Genomic DNA, 19,168 nt, shown 5'->3' with positions numbered 1-19,168 from the left:
AGAAATGAAGGTGTGAATTTCAAAATCGACCTCAAAATTTCCCTGGTTTGATTACCTTTACTGCACTAGCACGTAACCTACCTGATTTGGTTGTTGCGCGAGTTTGAGTAGGTTTTGATTTAGTAGAAGTCTTTGCCACTGAGTTTGATTTAGTAGAAGTTTTTGCAACTGATTTTGATTTAGTAGAAGTTTTTGCAACTGATTTTGATTTAGTAGAAGTTTTTGCAACTGATTTTGATTTAGTAGAAGTTTTTGCCTTAGTAGATCTTTTGCCAGATTTCTTACTAGCTTTCTTAGCAATTAACAACTCAACCGCTTCCTCAAGAGTTATCTCATCTGCAGCTTTACCTTCTGGAAGTGAAGCATTTACTTTGCCTTGTTTTACATAAAGACCATAAGGGCCGTCAAAAACTTGAATTTTTTCATCACTTCCTTTTGGACTCCCAAGATCCTTCAATGCAGTTCTCCCTCCTCTACCTCGTTTCGGCATTGCCAACAACTCAAGTGCTCTACTCAAATCAACAAGAAGAACATCATCTTCTCCCTTTAAAGAGCGATAGTCCTTCTCTCCCTTCCCCTTATCCCAAACAACATATGGCCCAAAACGACCTAATCCTGCTTGAACCCTTCCACCCTCTGCATGCTCACCTAATAAACGAGGTAGTTTTAGAAGACCAAGTGCATCTTCAAGCTTAAGGTCCTCAGGTTTTAACCCCTTAGGCAAAGAAGCGCGTTTTGGCTTGGGTTTCTCCTCACTAACTTGGCCCCTTTGAACATAAGGGCCGTACTGTCCAAAAAGCAGATATATTTCTTCTTCTGTTTCTGGATCCAAGCCAAGAGCTTCAGGTCCTTCAGTTTTTTGCTTGAGAATAAGCTCTACTTTCTCTTCATCTAGCTCTCCAGGGGTTAAATCCTGAGGGAGTGTTGCCTTAATCAATTCTTCTTCACCATCTTCACCTACTCGCTTTGATTCGAGATAAGCCCCAAAACGACCAATACGAACAACACAAGGAAGTCCTTCTAAGTCAATAGTTCTTGATGACCCTGGGTCAATATCACCCTCTCGCTGATGCACCTGTGTTTCTAGCCCCTCATTGCCCTTATAGAAACTCTCCAAATAAGGAACCCATTTAACCTTTCCAGTAGAGATCTCATCTAAAGTCGTCTCCATCCTGGCTGTAAAACTTGTATCTACTAAATCTGGAAAATGTTCCTCCAAAAGAGCTGTCACTGCAAATGCTGTAAAGCTTGGAATTAATGCATTTCCCTGAAGAGTGGAATATCCACGGTCAACAATCGTTCCAATAATGCTGGCGTATGTAGAGGGTCTACCAATCCCTTCTTTCTCAAGCATTTTGACCAAAGAAGCTTCACTAAAACGTGCTGGAGGCTGAGTCTGATGCCCAAGAGCTTCTACTGCCTTTGGGTTAGGAGAATCACCAACCACCAAGTTAGGAAGCAAAACCTCTTGGCCTTCTAATGCTGCTTCGGGGTCATCACTACCTTCTACATAAGCGCGAAAAAATCCTGGAAAGTCAATGCGCTTTCCAGTAGCACGAAAAGAAGCTTCCTGAACAGCAAGGTCAATTGAAAGCATTGTCAAGCGAGCCTCTGCCATCTGACTTGCCACTGTGCGTTTCCATATCAGCTCATACAAAGCAAGATCCCTACCCTCAAGACCTGCTTCATTAGGGGCCCTAAAATGCTCTCCAGCAGGTCTAATAGCTTCATGGGCTTCCTGGGCATTCCTAGACTTGGTGTTGAACTGTCTAGGGGTTTTACTTAAGTAATCCTTTCCATATCGAGAAAGAACACATTTACGAGAGGCCTCAATCGCTTGGGCAGATAAATGAACTGAATCAGTTCGCATATAAGTTATAAAACCCCGCTCGTATAAACCTTGTGCGCATCTCATCGTCTCCCTAGCTGAAAGCCTTAGCTTGCGATTTGCTTCTTGCTGAAGAGTACTTGTCGTAAAAGGAGGAACAGGTTTCCTAACAGTGGGTTTTTCTTCAACAGCCTTTACATTCCATTGCCCCATTCGAAACCTTTCGGCCAGGCTCAAAGCCTCAACTTCATTTACTAGGCGAACACTTGTTTTCGCTTTTAATTTGCCTGTCGCCTCATCAAAATCATTCCCATTAGCAATCTTTTCTCCTGCGATCTTTATAAGCCTTGCTTCAAATCTACTGCCATTTTGTTCAAGGCTAGCCTTTAGATCCCAGTAACTCCCGCTTCTAAAAGCTCTCCTCGCACGCTCGCGTTGGACCAAAAGTCTTACTGCTACGGACTGAACGCGCCCAGCTGACAAGCCCCAAGCCACCTTCTTCCAAAGGAGAGGGGAAAGTGTATAACCCACAAGGCGGTCAAGAATTCTTCTTGTCTCTTGAGCATGAACCAACTCAAGATCAAGATCTCGAGTTTCAACTAACGCCTTAGCAATCGCCTCCTTAGTGATTTCGTGAAAAACCATCCTTTTAACAGGCACTTTTGGAGCTAGCAACTGCAACAAATGCCAACTTATGCTTTCACCCTCACGATCTTCATCAGTCGCCAAAAGTAACTGAGTAGCTCCCTTTAAAGCAGACTTCAACTCTTTCACAACCTTCTTTTTATCTTTTGGAACTACATATAAAGGCTCGAAATCAGCGGTTGTATTAACACCAAGATTTGCCCATTTCTGCCCCTTCTGGGCAGCTGGAATCTCACTTGCATTGTTAGGGAGATCCCTGACATGCCCCATAGAGGCTTGTACTTGGAAGTCCTTTGGCAAGAAACTTCTAATAGTTCTTGCCTTTGTTGGACTCTCAACGATTACTAGTGTGTGCGCCATAGGCGACGAGCTTATCTGTATATCCGTTATTACTATCTATCGCACCAGCTAGCGAGCTGCATAGGGTTCCCTAACATCTAGTTCCAAATTAGTAACGCAGCTAGAGTCTTAATCAACTGGTTGAAACTGGATAAATATGCACGAAATAGGTGCACTGCTTTTGTCGATTCAGACTGTGGCCCCACCAGAAGAGCTTCTGAACCTTGCATTAAATGCAGGTGCTGTAGCACCTGAAGGAGTTGTACTTCTAACAATGTTGGGCACTTTGGTCGTTGACCTAGCAGGAGAACAAAGTGCGGCTAAATGGTCACCACCAATTTGTTATGCAGGGTTAAGTACAGCACTAGTGCTACTTGCATTGCAATGGAATGGCCCACTTGAGCCATCTTTTCTAGGTGCTTTTCTACCCGACAACCTTGCAATTGCTTTTAGAGCAGTTGTAGCTCTTTCGACGCTGATTTCTCTTCTGATTAGCTGGCGTTATGCGGAACAAAGTGGAAGTCCTGTTGGGGAATATGCAGCCATCCTTCTAGCAGCGACTCTAGGAGCAATGCTTCTATGCGGATCTACTGATCTAGTAAGTGTTTTTGTCTCACTAGAAACCCTTTCTGTAGCAAGTTATCTTCTTGCGGGTTATATGAAGCGAGATGCTCGGAGTTCAGAGGCTGCTCTTAAGTACTTGCTAGTTGGTTCTGCTGCTGCTGCTGTATTTCTCTATGGATCTTCGCTTCTTTATGGAATTAGTGGCAGTACAAGTCTTCAAACAATTGGAATTGCACTTCTAGAAAGTCCAACCCCCTTGGCTGCATTAGCTCTGGTTTTTGTTCTTGCAACGGTTGCTTTCAAAATCGCAGCAGTGCCTTTTCATCAATGGACTCCAGATGTCTATGAAGGCTCACCAACTCCTGTGGTTGCTTTCCTCTCTGTTGGGTCAAAAGCAGCAGGGTTTTGTCTCGCCGTAAGACTTCTAGTTGGTTGCTTTAGTGCTTTTGATAACCAGTGGAAATTACTTTTCACTGTTCTGGCAATTCTCAGCATGACACTAGGCAATGTTGTTGCATTAGCACAAACTTCAATGAAGAGAATGCTTGCTTATAGCTCCATTGGGCAGGCAGGTTTTGTAATGATTGGTCTTGTTTGTGGCACAGAAGATGGTTTCGCTTCAATGGTTCTTTATATGGCGGCATATCTATTTATGAATCTTGGTGCATTCGCATGCATCATCCTTTTCTCCATCAGAACTGGGAGTGATCGAATAGAAGACTATGCCGGTCTTTATCAAAAAGATCCATTAATAACTCTTGGTTTAAGTCTTTGCCTTCTTTCGCTAGGCGGGATACCGCCCATGCTTGGATTTTTTGGCAAGATTTATCTCTTTTTTGCTGGTTGGGCCGACGAGCAATATTTGCTTGTAGTTGTAGGTTTAGTCACATCAGTAATCTCAATTTATTACTACATTTCTGTCATTAAGATGATGGTAGTCAAAGAACCTCAAGAAGCCTCAGAAGTAGTTAAATCTTATCCGAGAATACAATGGGAGGTAATAGGATTACCTCCTTTAAGGGTGGCTTTAATTGCATGCATTTTTGTGACTGCTATAGGTGGTATCTTCTCAAACCCTCTATTCCAATGGGCAAATAGCACCGTTGCTGGAACCCCTCTTCTTCAAGATGCAATTGCACTAGGAGGTCAAAGAGCACTTGGATAAAGAGGCGCAATCTTATACAAAAAATGTTGCAATGCTCTCAAATGTAAGCAAGCATTATGGGAGTGGCTCACTAATAGTCAAAGCATTAGATAAACTGAATTTAGAAGTAATTAAAGGAGACTATCTTGCAGTCATGGGTGCAAGTGGTTCAGGGAAAAGTACTGCTATGAATATTTTAGGTTGCTTAGATCGTCCAACCAGCGGAAGTTATAAGCTAAATGGAACAGCAGTTGAAGAACTAGATGACGATTCCCTTGCAAATCTACGGAATCAGGAGCTTGGCTTTGTTTTTCAACAATTTCATTTATTGCCTGAAGCAACTGCTTTGGAAAATGTAATGCTTCCAATGATTTATGCAGGAATTCCTATATCAATGCGAATTCAAAGAGCGGAAGAAGCACTAATCAAAGTAGGCCTTAAAGAAAGAATGCGAAATCGTCCCAATCAACTGTCCGGTGGTCAACAACAACGAGTCGCAATTGCAAGAGCAATTATTAATCAGCCTGCATTATTATTAGCAGATGAACCAACTGGAGCACTCGATTCCAAAACCACTGAAGATGTTCTTAACCTCTTTGATGAGCTACATAAGCAAGGCATCACCCTTGTTTTAGTAACACACGAAGATAACGTTGCCGCCAGGGCTAAAAAAGTAGCTTATTTCAACGATGGAAAAGTGATTGAAATTCAAAAAAGAAATTAAATGATCAAATTCATGCCCAACGATTCCAAACTGTTTTATAAGAGCCTTTCCTGAGCCTCAAAGCCCCATTAATATCTAATCCATCAATTTCCCAAACCATTTCTGTTTCTGGGTCTTTAACCTCCTGAGCCCAAAGCAGGTTTTCAGCTTCATAACGAACAGCCTCTGCATCTTCAATCATCTCCATAGCACAATCCAAAGCAAAAAGGACTTCTGCAGCCCATAGAAATGGTTGACAATTAATTGGTCGCAGAAGCTCGACAAGCGAAATGCCACCATCTGGAACATGATTACAAACATTCAAACCTAGACCAATTCGTCCTAATCGCAATCTGTCTCCTCGATAAACAAGTCTGGGCAACAAACCAGCCAACTTTCTATCACCGACAAGTAAGTCATTAGGCCACTTGATTTGAGCAGATACACAGTATTTCTCCAATCTATGAACCATTGCAACTGCTACCGCCAATCCAAGCAATCCAGCTGATTTTTGATCTCCAATTAGAGGAAAAGCTGCACTTATCCAAACCCCGCCAGCCGGAGCTTTCCATATACGACCTCGCTGACCCATGCCATGAGTCTGTCGTGCAGCAATCAATGCGCGAGGAATTTGCCCTTTAAAAGGTTTTTCTTTAAGCCAATCCGAAAGGTCAAACTCAGTACTCGCGCATACTGGCTTCCAACGCAATTGCCAAACCTTTTTCCCTAAATACTGAGAACGCAAAAATTGCGCCACAGCCGCTCCTCCTGTAAAGGAATTAGCTGTTCGCATTCCACCATGGTCCAATTCGTGAAATAGCTTTTTCCACTTCATCCGCAGGACGAACCAATGCCAATCTCAACCAATTGGCTCCCCCAGCACCAAAGCCTGAGCCGGGTGTTATAGCGATCCCTGTCTTTTCCAAAAGGTCTGCTGCTAAATGCTCATCGTCCCAACCCTTGTCAACGGCCCAAGTAGGTAATGGCAGCCAAAGGTACATTGCCATGGATGGGGACGGAACATGCCATCCCAAATGGCTAAGTGCCCTAAGAGTTCTATCTCGACGTTCCCTATAAATTTCAACTACCTTGCCAGGACAGTCTAAACAAGAAGTAAGTGCCACTATTGCACCCTTCTGCAATGCCAAAGACTGATTAAAGTCCACAACACTTTTTAATCGCACTAAACCTGAAATAAGTTTTTTTGCCCCTATCGCAAAGGCAATTCTGAATCCTCCCAGGCACCAAGCTTTTGATAAAGAATAAAACTCAATTCCCCATTCCTTCCACCCTTCACACCTCAATAAAGAAGGTGAATCACCTTCAAGAGAAAGGTCCAAATAAGGATTGTCATGAGCAATAACGATATGATGGTTCACTCCACAGGCCATGGCATCATCTAACCAACTCTGCTCACCAACCTGAGCGGTTGGGTTATGAGGGAAACCAAAAACAATGATTTTCAATTGATCCAATTGACTATTTGAAAGCGAACCAAAATCAGGTTTCCATCCCTCATTAGCCGTTAACAACAAACGTTCTATCTGTGCATCAGCCAGAACTAAACCTCCCCGATGAGAAGGGTAAGAAGGGTCCAAAATTAAACCAGCCTCACCAGGGTTCATGACAGCAAGTGGAAGATGAGCAGTCCCTTCTTGAGAGCCCACTAACAACAAAACCTCGCTATTTGGATCAACATCAACCCCAAAACGTTTTTCAGCCCAATCTGCTACAACCTCTCTGAAAGGTTTTGTCGCGGCATGCAGGCAGTATGAAGAGCTCTCTGGCTCATATATACTTTTTTTGATAGCTTCTAAGACAATTGCCGGGGGCAAAAGGTCAGTAGACCCTAATGACAAGTCCAGTAAAGGAGAAAGGCTATTAGTAATACTCTTATTCCTATAGGATTCTTTTCTCACATCATTTCGATGAAAAATACCTGAACCCAATCTTTCCACTCGCCTGGATATTGTCATTTATAATGGCCTATTTAATGCATTATTCTAGTTAAGAACTTACTAGTTCAAAATATCTTTTTTTTACGTTCTCATGGCAAAGGGGAGACCTTAAAGCAAACAAGAAATACTTAAAAACGCAATTACTTTTTTTCATAAATATAACATCAAGTCTTGTCAATAGATCGCTTAAGCGCCTCAAGATCTGCATCTACCTCTCTAACTTTTACTACTTCAATTTCATCATTAGGTTTCTGTCTCTCTAAATCATCAACATCACCCTCAGGAAGTGCTACCGCCTCCGCACCATCTTGAAGTTTTTGCCGAAGGGCATTCAATTCATCATCTAAATCATCACTGCCTTCAAGGGCTGCAAACTTACTCTCCAAATCTGCTCCCGCCAACTCTGCAGCTGCCTGCCCCGAAGCCTCAAGAGCTTCGACCTTATCTTCCATACGCTCAAAGGCCGCCATTGCTGAATTTGTACCCATACCCCCAACGGCACTCTGCAATTGTTGCTGTGCTTCAGCAGCCTGAGCCCTGGCTTTAAGCATGTCCTTCTTGGTCTTAGCCTCTGCAATCTTCCCTTCAAGTTTTACAAGACTGCGCGTCAACATCTCGACCTGTCCTTCCTGTGCCTGGAGTTGACTAGTTAGACCATCAAATGATTCCTGGAAAGTTTTACGTCTTGTAAGTGCTTCCCTTGCCAAATCTTCCTGACCCTTTTTAAGCGCTAGCTCGGCCCGCTCATACCATGTTGATGATTGCACTTTTGCTTGATTTGCCTGACTTTTAAGCCTCTTTTGACTAGCAATTGCCATTGCAACTGCCTGGCGCAACTTAACCAAGTCCGCCTGCATATCAGCTACAGATTGATCCAGGATCTTGACAGGATCCTCTGCCTTGCTCACAAGATCATTGAGATTGGCGCGCAGCAATCGGCTCAACCTGTCAAAGAATCCCATAAAGACTTTGAATAAGACCTATAGGAGGCTAGCGAGGCCAGGAAAATACTCCACCTAGAGTGATGGGATGGCATTACCTAGCAATCAAAAGCGTAAAAAATTTGGCAAAGGAGAAATTCTCCAAGAAGCTCCTCCTGCAATGGCTTCAAGACTTTCCAGTTGCTTAGATGATATAAAAATTTCTTGGCAAAAAAAAAGAAATAATATTGCAGGACTATGGCAAGACTGGTCAAAAATTGCAGGAGAGCCTCTTGCATCCAATTGCAAGCCTCTAAGCCTCCGAAGGGGAATGTTGGTAATTGGGGCAAAACACCCCCAATGGCTGCAGGCTTTGCAATATAACCGCACACAACTTTTAGCGAGAATTCGAACTCAAGGCTATGAAGTGCGCGACTTACGTATTCAGCAATACCATCCCCGAGCAAAAAAAAACCAACTAGAAAGCGAAGACAGTATCTGGGGAAGACACCCAAGCAGAATTGATGTTCATGGCATCGCAAAATGCAGCCAATGCAGTAGCCCAGCTCCTGCTGGAGAAATGGCCCTCTGGGGCATGTGCGGCTTCTGCAGAAGAGCAATAATTTTGTCTAATGAATAATGAAAGATCTACACAAATAAATCAAACAGGAAGAAAACCCTCAGAACCAATTACTCAAGAGATAATAACATAATAAGCCGTATTAATATCCAATTTAATAAATCCAATAATTGTCAATAGAGATCTATTTTTAACCTTGAGAATTAAAACCACTCTGGCTTAGGTAATCGCCAGTTTGGTTTAACTCCACCAACAATTAATTCAATAGCCCTCCTTTCAAGAATTCGCCTATTTAATCTCCATACTTTATATATACCAAACTGGCCAAGTAAAACTGGATCCAATCCTCTCCAATGAGGTAGTTGGCTAGTTTTATTATCAATAACAACTAAGGCAGTATTGTTTCTTTTGGTTCTATCTATTAATTTACCAGACCACCCTAATCGTTTCTCGATACCTAATCTATCGGTAAGATTAACTAAGTTACGGGCAGTATTTCCTTCATATAAAATCACTTGCTTAGTATAGAAATGAATAGATGGTTTAGAAACTCCGACCATTAAAATTGATTCATCTGGCTTCTGAGATGCCAGCAATAAATTAGAAACTTGACGCAAAGGCAATTGCCTTAGTTCATCTACTAATCCAAATAATGGCAAAAGCACAACTAAATGAAACACGGCCAATGGAGCCTGCAAGGCAAGCAATCCTCCAGGCCTTGGCCTGAAAATCAAAACAATTCCAAGGCAAGCACTAAGGCTAAAACAAGTTGCAGCTCTAATAAGAATCCCACTGGAAATTAGACTTTCTGCGAAGCCAGGAATCTCAGGGTCATTTATATATTGAGTAAGTCCAAATTGATCCCAAAAAATTGAAGACCACATAAAAAATGCAATCAACAAAACCAAAATTATAGAAACCCACCAAGCAAATAAAAATACTTGTCTTCTTTTATGCTTCCTAGTGTAACTTTCGGAGAAAGCAATTAAGATTGCTGCTGCGGGTGTTGCCGGAAGCCAATAACTAGGGAGCTTTGTTCCTGCACATGTGAAAAATACCAAAATACAAAGTAACCAACAAGCCGCAAAAACCAAAAGAGAGTTCTCAGGTTGTTTTTCGGCACTTTTAACTTTCTGGCCAATTATTTTAAATGCTTTCCCCATCCCAAGGATTAGCAAAGGTGTAAAAGGAAGAGAAGCAATAATAAAAATCAACCCAAAAAACCACCATGGTTGCTGATGTGAATTAACGACTGAAGTAAACCGCTGGAAATTGTGATAACCGAAGAAACTATCCCAAAAAGGTTGCCCTTCTTTCAATAATTCCATCAAATACCAAGGCAAACTTATGCAAGCAGTAATTAATAATCCAGGTATAGGTCGTAATCGATTCCATAGCAGTGCAAAGTCCTCTTGAGTCCAAGCAAACAAAACAAGAGTCATCCCCATTAACACAATTGCTACTGGCCCCTTTGTAAGTACCGCCAATGCCAAAGCAATCCATGCATAAACCCAAGAAAACCTTGTTGGATTTACATAACGTCTCCATTGAAGAAGCATGCTCACCCCAAATGTGCAACAAAGCAATGCATCACTAACAGCAATACGGCTCCAAATCAGAACTAATGGAGAAAGAGAGAAAGCTAGTGCAGCTATTACTCCTGTTCGGCGTGGAAAAGTCTCAGCTTTCTGGGGCCACCGCATTACTGTGTCCCCTAAAAACAGCATGACCAAAACAGATGAAAGTGCTGAAGGGAATCGCGCTGCCCAAGATCCAAGAGGGTCCCAAAGCTCCTGACCTGGACTGGAATAAACCATACCCATTAGCCAATAAAGCAAAGGAGGTTTATCAAATCGAGGAATCCCATTTGCTCTAGGGGTAAGCCAATCTCCAGTTATGCTCATTGCACGGCCAGCCGCTGCAAATTTCGGAGGCGTCTCGTCAACTAATCCTGTCGAGCCAAGTTGCCAAAAACAAAGCACCAATCCCAAAAAAAGAATCAGGCAAAGTCCCCTTTGACGTTGACGGCGCAGCAAAATCACTTTCTCGTCAGAGGAGTCCAAATCAATTAGCCCTTGGGAAACTTTGTTGTAGAAATACCTTTCTTTATCCAAGACTCAACTCGTCGCGCAAATCCATCATGAGATGCTGAATTCTCGACCCAGTTCCGACATTCTTTTCGGTCAATCATTCCTACCTGTGATGCAGCTTCAGTCATAGCAACAACATCGTCAGGAGGAACTAACCAGCCAGTAAAACCAGAATTAATAAGTTCACCAGGACCACCACGGTCATAAGCAACTACAGGGACTCCGCAAGCCATTGCTTCTACAACAACATTTCCATAGGCTTCATTCCATTTTGGTGTATTCAATAAAGCTCTACAGGTGCGAAGTTGACTCTGTAATTCAGCTGTCGAAAGAAAGCCTCTCCAATCAATTGTTCCAGGGGGGAAATTTGATTCGATTTTTTTTGCATACTCCGGGTCTTCCATTACACCCCAAACCAATAATCGATCTCCCAATGCGGCTGCAACAGCAACTGCATCTTCTAAGCCTTTCTCAGGAGCAACCCTTCCTGCCCAGCCAAGTGGCCCCCCACCTAGAGGCTGAAAATCATAATGATTCAGATCAAAACCATTACCTAAAACGACAGGCTCTCCAAAAAGTTCATAGTCAGAAGCTTGGCGGTATGTATGAAAAGCAAGTCGAGAAGGATCAGATTTAGACAATTCACTAATAAGCGTTTTCATAACTTGAGAGACGGCTCCCATGCTGATCAGATGAAACAAATCTGGCTCCACTCGAGGGGTCAGCCAAATAGGCAGCCAGTCGTAACTGAAATTAAGCACTGCATCAGATTCTTTCCCAAGTTCCAGTGCTTGTTCCCACAGGCCAAGCAAAACCCCATCAGGAGGAATAACTACTGGAGCACTAACTTCCTGATGCTGCCAACTTGGTTGATCTATGCCAGGAACGTGTCTTATCTCCGCGGCAGAGCAATCAGAAGGGAGAACCGATCCCTGTGGTGCTAGCAAAGTAATCTTGTGTCCTAAAGACAAAAGTCCCTTTATCAATGAGCGCATAGTTAGCTCAACTCCACCTCCTTTCCCACTCCCTAAATAACCAATAGGAGTGCTAACTAAAACGAGCTTCAGAGATGTAGTTTTCAACCCCGCGCTCCTCCTTGCAAAACATTTGCGTCAGATGTACTTGGATGCCAAAACCGACGACGTTGACTTACCAAAACCACTGATAGCAGTACTAAAGAGACTCCAACCCATTGCAAGAGTTGAAGCCTCTCGCCCAGCCAGATCCCTCCGCTGGCGAGGGCAAAAACAGGAGTCAAAAATGCAAGCGTACTAAAAGTTGTTAGTTCTTCTTTATTGGCGAACCAAAAAAACAACCCATAAGCCAAGGCACTTCCAAACAAACTTGCATATGCCATTAACCCCCATTCAAAAATTGACCAGTCAGGTAAAAATGACCATTTACTATCAAAAAAATGGCAAGCAATCAGAGGAGCACTACCAATAATCATGTGCCAGCCAGTAACGGCTACAGGGTCACTATTCCGACAGGTGAAGCGTATTAATACTGTGCCCAAAGCCATGGCAATTGCAGCTGAAAACATCCAACCTTCTCCATGACTCCAAAGACTTGATATGGATGCAGCCTGGCCCATTAAGAACCACTGACTAAGAAGCTCAGGTGGAGCCCCAAGGCAAAGTATGCCCAGTAATCCGACCATCAACCCAACCCAGCCAATTGGATTTATTGCATCGCCAAAAAGACTGCGTGCAAGAAGAGCGACCATCAATGGTTGCGAATCAATTATTACCGAACCCAAGCCAGCACCTGTTTCCGAAAGACCTTTTGCTAGAAACAGCTGAAAAAGACTCGCATCAATAAAAGTAAACATCAAAAACCACAACAAATCTTTCGGAGCGATAACCCAACTACGCCCCAAAAAAGGAACGGCAATAAGAAGTACTAACCCAGCAGGCAAAAGCCGCAAAGAAGCAACTACCAATGGACCAGCAGAGTCAACTAATGGAGCCATCGCTGCCATTGCAGTGCCCCATAAAGCAAATGGCAAAACCATCAGCAACCAGTGCCGAATTAAAGACATAAGGTCAGCAAGCAATCTCCTTTTTAAGATCTAAGGAACAACGCAAAACTAAAATGATCTGGCCCTTGCGTCGCAAATCCAGAAAGAGAATTGCACGCATCCTTATTGAAGGACCAATTAATGGTTCTACTCGCAAACTCGTCCTCAAAGCTCTAAAGCAAATTGAGGAAAGGGAATATCCCGCCCTATTACTTCGCATAGACACCCCAGGCGGCACTGTTGGGGATAGTCAGGAAATACATGGAGCCCTTCTCAGACTCAGAGCAAAGGGTTGTCATGTTGTTGCCAGCTTTGGGAACATCTCAGCCTCTGGAGGAGTGTATGTGGGAGTCGCTGCGGAAAAAATTGTTGCTAATTCAGGGACAATCACTGGTTCAATTGGTGTGATCCTGCGAGGAAACAATCTCTCCAAGTTGTTAGAACGAATAGGTATACGTTTTGAGACAGTGAAAAGTGGAGTTTTTAAAGATATTCTCTCACCAGATCGTGCCCTTTCAAATGAGGAGCGGGATCTTCTTCAATCACTCATTGATAGTAGTTATGACCAATTTGTTGAGGCTGTTGCAAATGGTCGACAACTAACCAATAAAGAGGTCCGCGAGTTTGCTGATGGAAGGGTATTCACAGGCTCACAAGCACTGGAGCTTGGATTAATCGATGAGTTGGGTGATGAAGATCATGCTCGACGGCTAGCAGCAAAACTTGCGGGTCTAGATGAGGAAAAAACCCGCACAATTACTCTTGGCAGTCCCAAAAAACGATTAATGGGCTTACTTCCTGGGAGCTCTTTCTTTTCCAACATGATTACCTTAATTAATTTTGAGCTATCCAATAGTGGCCAAATCTTGTGGCTTTTTAAGCCCTGACCTATGGCCTTACAAAAAGAAAGCCTTCAATTAAAAGGAATAAGAGGCGCAACTACTAGTCAAAGCAATGAAGTCGAAGCAATCGACTCATCGGTGACTGAACTGGTCGAGGCACTAGTCGAGCGGAACAAACTCAAACCTGAGCAGATTGTATCCATCACATTTTCTGTAACAACTGATTTAAATGCTTGTTTCCCAGCTGCCATAGCCAGGCGACAGCCAGGTTGGGACAACGTGGCGTTACTAGATTGCCAGCAAATGTCAGTACCGGGAGATTTAAAGAATTGCATTCGAATACTTGCACACGTATTTCTGCCAATCAATCAAAAACCTCAGCACCCCTATCTAGGAGAGGCGATTTCATTGCGGCCAGATAGATCAAAACCATAACTGCCAGATATTTGGCCGGCCCAATCTTTGTCTATGGATCAAGAGAGCAAAGGAGAATATCAACATCCTCCTAAAAATTTCAAGTTTCCATCCAAACGCTGAACTTCAACAGATGGCCCTAATTCAATCAAGTGTTCGCCTACAAATGATTGTGGCAACTGGCATAAAGATAGGGATTGTTGGTGCATGTCTAGCTTTAGAAGGAATCAATCCTCCTAAAGGTTTAAGCACACCAGCAATGCTTGAATTTCGTTGGGAGCAGGATGCAAACTATAAAAAGCTTTATTACTATCAAAGTTCAGACCAAAAAAGAGCTAGGTCGACTTATTACCTAGTAATGAAACCAAAGACTAGGAAGACAGCAATACTCAAACTAACCATAAATTTCCCTGAGCATTTTGATTCAAATATCAAGCCGAAAAAATTAAGTTTATGTCGCATTAGTGTTGGTGGAATGCTTGAAAAAACAAGATGTGAGGAAAAAATACCTGCTGTCTTTGAAGTAACCAAAGGTGAGAAAACCTCTATCGATGTTTTCCCAAATCAACCCATTCCTGTTAGTAAGGAAGGGTATGCGGTTGTGATGAAAATCTTCAACCCAAGCAAAGTTGGAATGTTTCAAGTGAATGCTTTGACACAATCCCCTGGAGACATGCCTATTTCCCGTTACATAGGTAGTTGGAATCTAGATATTCGTTGAACTGATAAATTACTTACTAGGACAAAGCACTTACCGCGAAAAAGATCAATGACTAAAAGAACCCTTGGAGGCACAAGCCGAAAAAGGAAGCGGGTATCAGGATTTCGCGTTCGTATGAGAACTCATACTGGCCGCAGAGTCATTCGAAGTCGTCGCAAAAGAGGCAGAGTGCGAATCGCAGTTTAATTTGAAGCCATTCCAATATTCATTGCCCCTTCCAATCAAGGATAAGGAAATAGCAAATGGTTTTGCCTAAATCAATGCGATTACAAGGGCACAGATGTTTTGATCATCTATATAAAGAAGGCCTTCGGTATCACGAGCCCTCAATCTTGCTAAGAGTTGTCAAGGCAGAAAGTAAATTTTATAAACGCAAAGATCTAAAATTTGAATCAAAAACTTGCAGGTGCGCAATTGCTATTAGCAGCAAAGTGAGCAAAAAGGCAGTGATCAGAAACCGCCTAAGGCGCCTTATTCATCAACATCTAAGAGAAAAATTATATGGTGTAAGTGGACTTTCTAATAAATGGGCACTTTTCAGTCTCAAACCTCAATCTTCTTCCAAAGAGCCTAAGCAATTGCTTAAAGAATGCGACAGATTGCTTCTGAAAGCAGGTTTCCTTCCATGAAAAACATTCAAGAAGAAATTTATTATGAGGGCGGCCCTGCAAAAGTCGACCTAATTATCAACCTAATAGCAGGACTAACACTTGTGGGGCTTCCCTTCGCCTTTGGTGCGGTAGTTCGTGCATTATGGCTTCGTTACAAAATCACCCAGAAAAGGGTTTCAATTACAGGGGGGTGGTTCGGAAGAGATCAAAGTCAAGTTGTTTATAACCAGATCAAGGAAATTCGTTCTATTCCAAGGGGTTTTGGTTTTTATGGAGACATGGTTCTTTTTTTAAAAGATGGAGCCAAACTAGAAATGCGTTCAGTTCCTAGCTTTCGAGAGACAGAAAATTTCATCCTGAAGCAAATGAATAGTAATGTTTCCAGTACTTCTGCTAAGGATGTGCAAGGTTTCGCTGCCTAAGGGAAGCGTCCAACGAATAAGACAACTGGACATCTGATATTGCAAACTGGCATGACATTTCCCTCCACCCTGATAAAACAATCGTGATCGGGTACCTCTCTGACAATCTCCTGATACCGATCCTGGATTTCTTCTATGGATTAGTACCCAGCTACGGGCTAGCGATTGTTGCACTAACAATTGTCATAAGACTTGCACTATTCCCTTTAAGCGCTGGATCAATTCGAAGTGCTAGACGCATGCGTATTGCCCAGCCAGTAATGCAGAAACGACAAGCAGAAATCAAAAGTCGTTATGCAAACAACCCTCAAAAGCAACAAGAGGAGCTAGGGAAACTTATGGGTGAGTTCGGCAGCCCTCTTGCGGGTTGTTTACCCCTTTTAGTGCAGATGCCAATACTCTTTGCTCTATTTGCGACCTTAAGAGGATCACCCTTCGCTGATGTTCCATATTTGGTCAATATGAAAGTCCTGCCTTCAGAGCAAATTGCCACAGTTGAACCAAAGCCCTTTACGAGTGGAAGACATTCGATATTTGTAACAGAAAAAGACCATTTCCCGATTGTTGCCTCTCTACCAGGAGGAACAAAAATTGGAACAGGTGAAAAAGTACAGATCAACCTCCAAACACTTAGAGGAGAACCATATAGCAAAGTCCTATCTCGATTTGACAATGGCTCACAATTCACTCCGAATTGGAAGGTCACAAAAGGTGAGGAATTTGTAGAAGTTTCCTCTGATGGGAGCGTCAAAGGTATTTCTCCAGGAGATGCAACTGTTGAAGGGAAAATCCCAGGATTAGCAGCCAAAAGTGGCTTTCTTTTCATAAAAGCTCTAGGTCAAGTTGGTTTCTATGTTGATGGAGCAATTAATTGGGACATCGCGATTCTTGTCGGGGGCTTTGGCCTAACACTTGTTATTTCTCAGGCACTTTCAGGAAGGGGAATGCCTGTAAACCCACAACAATCAACAGCCAACAAGATCACTCCAATAATGATCACTGGCATGTTTCTCTTCTTCCCGCTGCCAGCTGGTGTATTGCTTTACATGGTGATTGCAAACATCTTCCAAGCAGTACAAACTTTCCTGCTAAGTCGTGAAGCGCTACCAGATAACCTTCAAAAGATACTTGATGATCAACTTTCAAAACCTACAACCACTGCAGTTGCTGGATCAGCGCAAGCTTTAGGAGAGCGTTTACCCTTCGAGCCCAAAAGTGGCAAATGAGTCTTGGGCTCCAACCGATTCCACTAAAGGAATTAAAAGTCCTATCAGCTCCAAAGGTTTTTAGATTCGAAGGATATCTAGATGAGCTGCCTTCTTTAACTCCTATTCGTGGAGTAATAACTGCTGAGATTCAAGGACAAATCCTGAAAATCAAAGGCGATATAAATACAATCATTAACCTTAAATGTGATAGATGTCTATTAGATTTCAATCAAATACTTAAATATGACTCATATGAAATGCTTTTAATTGAGCAAATGGACCAATTAAAAGAAGATTTCTACCAAGATGAAATTGTAGATCATATCGATCCTTATAGTGAATTTGATCTTGAAAGGTGGGTTTATGAGCAATTGAGCCTGCAAATGCCCTTATTAAAAATTTGTAGCCTCGATTGCAAAGGAGCAATAAATCTGAAAAAGGAAGATAAATTATTGTCTACTGACTTTCAATACAATGATCCAAAATCAATTGATCCTCGATGGTCTGAGCTTAAAAAGTTACTAAAGCCATGAAAAGTTGGGATGCCCATTTAGATCTTTTAATTAGAGCCAGAACACCTCTTATTTGGATACGTAGCAATGAAGAAGAACGGCTCGAGGAACTATTAACTCAAGCAGCGGCAAGGTTGAAGCCCAGGCGTCTCGCCTGCTGGGACTTCATAGAAGGTCTCCAAGGTGTAGTTAATGAAAAAGGACTTGGTGCTAGGCAACCAATGGCTGTTCTTCAATGGCTTCAAAAGATCGACACAAACAACCCAACAATTCTTCTTTTAAAAGATTTCCATCGTTTTTGTGAAGACGCAGGCATAGCACGCATGCTTAGAAACCTTAGTTGCGTACTCAGAAAAAAGCCTCACACAATTGTTCTTTGCTCAGGTTCGTGGGACCCTCCTAAAGATCTTGATGAAGCTTTAACTATTTTAGATCTACCCCTACCAGAAGAGCTGGAGCTTAGAAATCTAATTACTAATATTGCTAAAGCAACTGGTCAATCACTTAAAAATGACGTTCTAGAAGAATTAACTCATGCATGCAGTGGACTTAGTGAAATAAGAGTCCGTCAAGTAGCAGCAAGGGCTCTTGCACAAAGAGGCCAAATAGGTCGTGAAGACTTGACCGAAATCCTTGAAGAAAAGCGCCAAAACATCGCAAGAAGTGAGGTTCTCGAATATTGCGAAACAAAAGCCACTACAGCAGATATCGGAGGTCTAGATGCACTCAAAGGATGGTTGGGCCAACGCCACCAAGCATTTTCAGATGAAGCACGCAACTTTGGATTACCACTCCCAAGAGGAGTTTTACTAGTTGGCCCGCAAGGTACAGGTAAATCCTTAACAGCTAAAGCTATTGCGCATAGTTGGTCGATGCCATTGTTAAGGCTGGATGTAGGACGTCTTTTTGCAGGATTGGTTGGTGCAAGTGAAGCACGCACTAGAGAGACTATTCAACGAGCAGAAGCTATGGCTCCTTGTGTTCTATGGATAGATGAAATCGACAAAGGATTTGGTGGCGATGCCAGAAGTGATGGCGGAACAAGTCAACGGGTCCTAGCAAACGTCCTAACTTGGATGGCAGAGAAAACCTCAGCAGTTTTTGTAGTTGCGACAGCGAATGGTGTTGAAAGATTACCTAGCGAACTTCTACGCAAAGGCCGCTTCGATGAGATTTTTATGCTTGACCTACCTAGCATCCAAGAAAGATTAAGGATACTGGAATTACATATCCAACAAAGGAGGCCAAACTTAAACCTCTCTTTAAACACTGTCCTTGGACGTACGAGTGAGTTCTCTGGTGCAGAACTAGAACAGACTGTGATAGAGGCTATGCATCTTGCATTTGCAGAAAGGCGAGAACTAGAAGAAACAGATCTAATTCTTGCTGCAAGTCAATTAATCCCACTATCAAGAACAGCAAAGGAGCAACTCACCTCCTTAAAAGAATGGGCTTCCACTGGAAGAGCAAGGCCAGCATCTGTAATACTTAACACCTAATTAAATGATGATTAATACTTTAAACCCTTTATTGAATAACCCATAGAGAAAGTGTTTCAACTGCTGCTCATAGGGACTTCCAAAACAATCAAAACTTACTTGATCACAAAATCTCAAGGATATGGAGCAGCAAGTCTTAGGCTAATCA

General features: G+C 42.6%; 19 protein-coding genes. 12 read left to right on the top strand and 7 right to left on the bottom strand.

The genetic code is table 11. The features are described 5' to 3' along the window. Window positions 1–31 precede the first annotated feature (31 nt). Window positions 32–2,833, bottom strand: coding sequence for a type I DNA topoisomerase (gene topA, locus SOI82_RS09845; RefSeq protein WP_320667233.1), 2,802 nt, complete (start codon window positions 2,831–2,833; stop codon window positions 32–34). 136 nt (window positions 2,834–2,969) lie between these two features. On the opposite strand from topA, the gene SOI82_RS09840 reads away from it, so the two are divergent. After that, window positions 2,970–4,541, top strand: a complete 1,572-nt coding sequence (locus tag SOI82_RS09840; protein WP_320667232.1) for an NAD(P)H-quinone oxidoreductase subunit N — start codon at window positions 2,970–2,972, stop codon at window positions 4,539–4,541. Between the two features lie 31 nt (window positions 4,542–4,572). Beyond that, a complete protein-coding gene (locus tag SOI82_RS09835) occupies window positions 4,573–5,244 on the top strand; it encodes an ABC transporter ATP-binding protein (protein ID WP_320668418.1) in 672 nt (223 codons plus the stop codon). Between the two features lie 10 nt (window positions 5,245–5,254). Here the strand turns inward: SOI82_RS09835 and SOI82_RS09830 are convergent, their stop codons facing one another. The 3 genes from SOI82_RS09830 to SOI82_RS09820 form a co-directional block, all read right to left on the bottom strand. Next, window positions 5,255–6,016, bottom strand: coding sequence for a biotin--[acetyl-CoA-carboxylase] ligase (locus SOI82_RS09830; RefSeq protein WP_320667231.1), 762 nt, complete (start codon window positions 6,014–6,016; stop codon window positions 5,255–5,257). Continuing rightward, entirely contained in the window at window positions 6,003–7,199 is a 1,197-nt protein-coding gene (locus tag SOI82_RS09825; protein ID WP_320667230.1) for an aminotransferase class I/II-fold pyridoxal phosphate-dependent enzyme, read from the bottom strand. The genes SOI82_RS09830 and SOI82_RS09825 overlap by 14 nt, the downstream gene beginning before the upstream one ends. A gap of 146 nt (window positions 7,200–7,345) precedes the next feature. Beyond that, complete coding sequence (locus tag SOI82_RS09820) at window positions 7,346–8,143, bottom strand: PspA/IM30 family protein (protein ID WP_320667229.1); 798 nt, start codon at window positions 8,141–8,143, stop codon at window positions 7,346–7,348. Window positions 8,144–8,210: 67 nt separating this feature from the next. Between SOI82_RS09820 and SOI82_RS09815 the strand changes: the two genes are divergently transcribed. Beyond that, window positions 8,211–8,741 carry a DUF721 domain-containing protein gene (locus SOI82_RS09815; RefSeq protein ID WP_320667228.1) on the top strand — a complete coding sequence of 177 codons (531 nt, stop codon included), beginning with the start codon at window positions 8,211–8,213 and terminating at the stop codon, window positions 8,739–8,741. A gap of 143 nt (window positions 8,742–8,884) precedes the next feature. On the opposite strand, the gene SOI82_RS09810 is transcribed toward SOI82_RS09815, so the two are convergent. Genes SOI82_RS09810 through SOI82_RS09800 form a run of 3 tightly spaced genes read right to left on the bottom strand, consistent with a single transcriptional unit; the run spans window position 8,885 to window position 12,812 of the window. Continuing rightward, window positions 8,885–10,744 (bottom strand): glycosyltransferase family 39 protein, encoded by a 1,860-nt coding sequence (locus SOI82_RS09810; protein ID WP_320667227.1) that lies wholly within the window; start codon window positions 10,742–10,744, stop codon window positions 8,885–8,887. A gap of 5 nt (window positions 10,745–10,749) precedes the next feature. Beyond that, on the bottom strand, window positions 10,750–11,853 hold the full coding sequence (locus tag SOI82_RS09805) for a glycosyltransferase family 4 protein (RefSeq protein WP_320667226.1): 1,104 nt from the start codon (window positions 11,851–11,853) through the stop codon (window positions 10,750–10,752). Continuing rightward, a complete protein-coding gene (locus SOI82_RS09800; RefSeq protein WP_320667225.1) occupies window positions 11,850–12,812 on the bottom strand; it encodes a DMT family transporter in 963 nt (320 codons plus the stop codon). Before SOI82_RS09800 ends, SOI82_RS09805 begins: the two co-directional genes overlap by 4 nt. A 53-nt stretch (window positions 12,813–12,865) precedes the next feature. Here SOI82_RS09800 and sppA point away from each other — a divergent pair, with 53 nt between their 5' ends. The 9 genes from sppA to SOI82_RS09755 all read left to right on the top strand — a co-directional run bounded on the left by sppA (window position 12,866) and on the right by SOI82_RS09755 (window position 19,020). Beyond that, a complete protein-coding gene (gene sppA / locus SOI82_RS09795; RefSeq protein ID WP_320667224.1) occupies window positions 12,866–13,678 on the top strand; it encodes a signal peptide peptidase SppA in 813 nt (270 codons plus the stop codon). A gap of 3 nt (window positions 13,679–13,681) precedes the next feature. Further along, the gene (gene aroH / locus SOI82_RS09790) at window positions 13,682–14,068 is read left to right on the top strand and encodes a chorismate mutase (protein WP_320667223.1); all 387 of its coding nucleotides are present in this window, start codon (window positions 13,682–13,684) and stop codon (window positions 14,066–14,068) included. Window positions 14,069–14,180: 112 nt separating this feature from the next. Then, on the top strand, window positions 14,181–14,768 hold the full coding sequence (locus tag SOI82_RS09785; protein WP_320667222.1) for a DUF2808 domain-containing protein: 588 nt from the start codon (window positions 14,181–14,183) through the stop codon (window positions 14,766–14,768). 48 nt (window positions 14,769–14,816) lie between these two features. Next, a complete protein-coding gene (gene rpmH, locus SOI82_RS09780) occupies window positions 14,817–14,954 on the top strand; it encodes a 50S ribosomal protein L34 (protein ID WP_320667221.1) in 138 nt (45 codons plus the stop codon). 56 nt (window positions 14,955–15,010) lie between these two features. Continuing rightward, complete coding sequence (gene rnpA / locus SOI82_RS09775) at window positions 15,011–15,397, top strand: ribonuclease P protein component (protein ID WP_320667220.1); 387 nt, start codon at window positions 15,011–15,013, stop codon at window positions 15,395–15,397. Beyond that, window positions 15,394–15,801, top strand: coding sequence for a PH domain-containing protein (locus tag SOI82_RS09770; RefSeq protein WP_320667219.1), 408 nt, complete (start codon window positions 15,394–15,396; stop codon window positions 15,799–15,801). Before rnpA ends, SOI82_RS09770 begins: the two co-directional genes overlap by 4 nt. An 83-nt stretch (window positions 15,802–15,884) precedes the next feature. Then, window positions 15,885–17,027, top strand: coding sequence for a membrane protein insertase YidC (yidC, locus tag SOI82_RS09765; RefSeq protein WP_320667218.1), 1,143 nt, complete (start codon window positions 15,885–15,887; stop codon window positions 17,025–17,027). Further along, window positions 17,024–17,542 carry a DUF177 domain-containing protein gene (locus SOI82_RS09760; protein ID WP_320667217.1) on the top strand — a complete coding sequence of 173 codons (519 nt, stop codon included), beginning with the start codon at window positions 17,024–17,026 and terminating at the stop codon, window positions 17,540–17,542. The genes yidC and SOI82_RS09760 overlap by 4 nt, the downstream gene beginning before the upstream one ends. Next, a complete protein-coding gene (locus SOI82_RS09755) occupies window positions 17,539–19,020 on the top strand; it encodes an AAA family ATPase (RefSeq protein WP_320667216.1) in 1,482 nt (493 codons plus the stop codon). Before SOI82_RS09760 ends, SOI82_RS09755 begins: the two co-directional genes overlap by 4 nt. Window positions 19,021–19,168: the final 148 nt, after the last annotated feature.

Origin of the sequence: Prochlorococcus sp. MIT 1307, from assembly GCF_034092395.1 — a bacterium.
GTDB lineage: Bacteria > Cyanobacteriota > Cyanobacteriia > PCC-6307 > Cyanobiaceae > AG-363-K07.
Note: the sequence above shows the minus strand (reverse complement) of the source record. Positions and strands in the feature narration are given on the sequence as shown.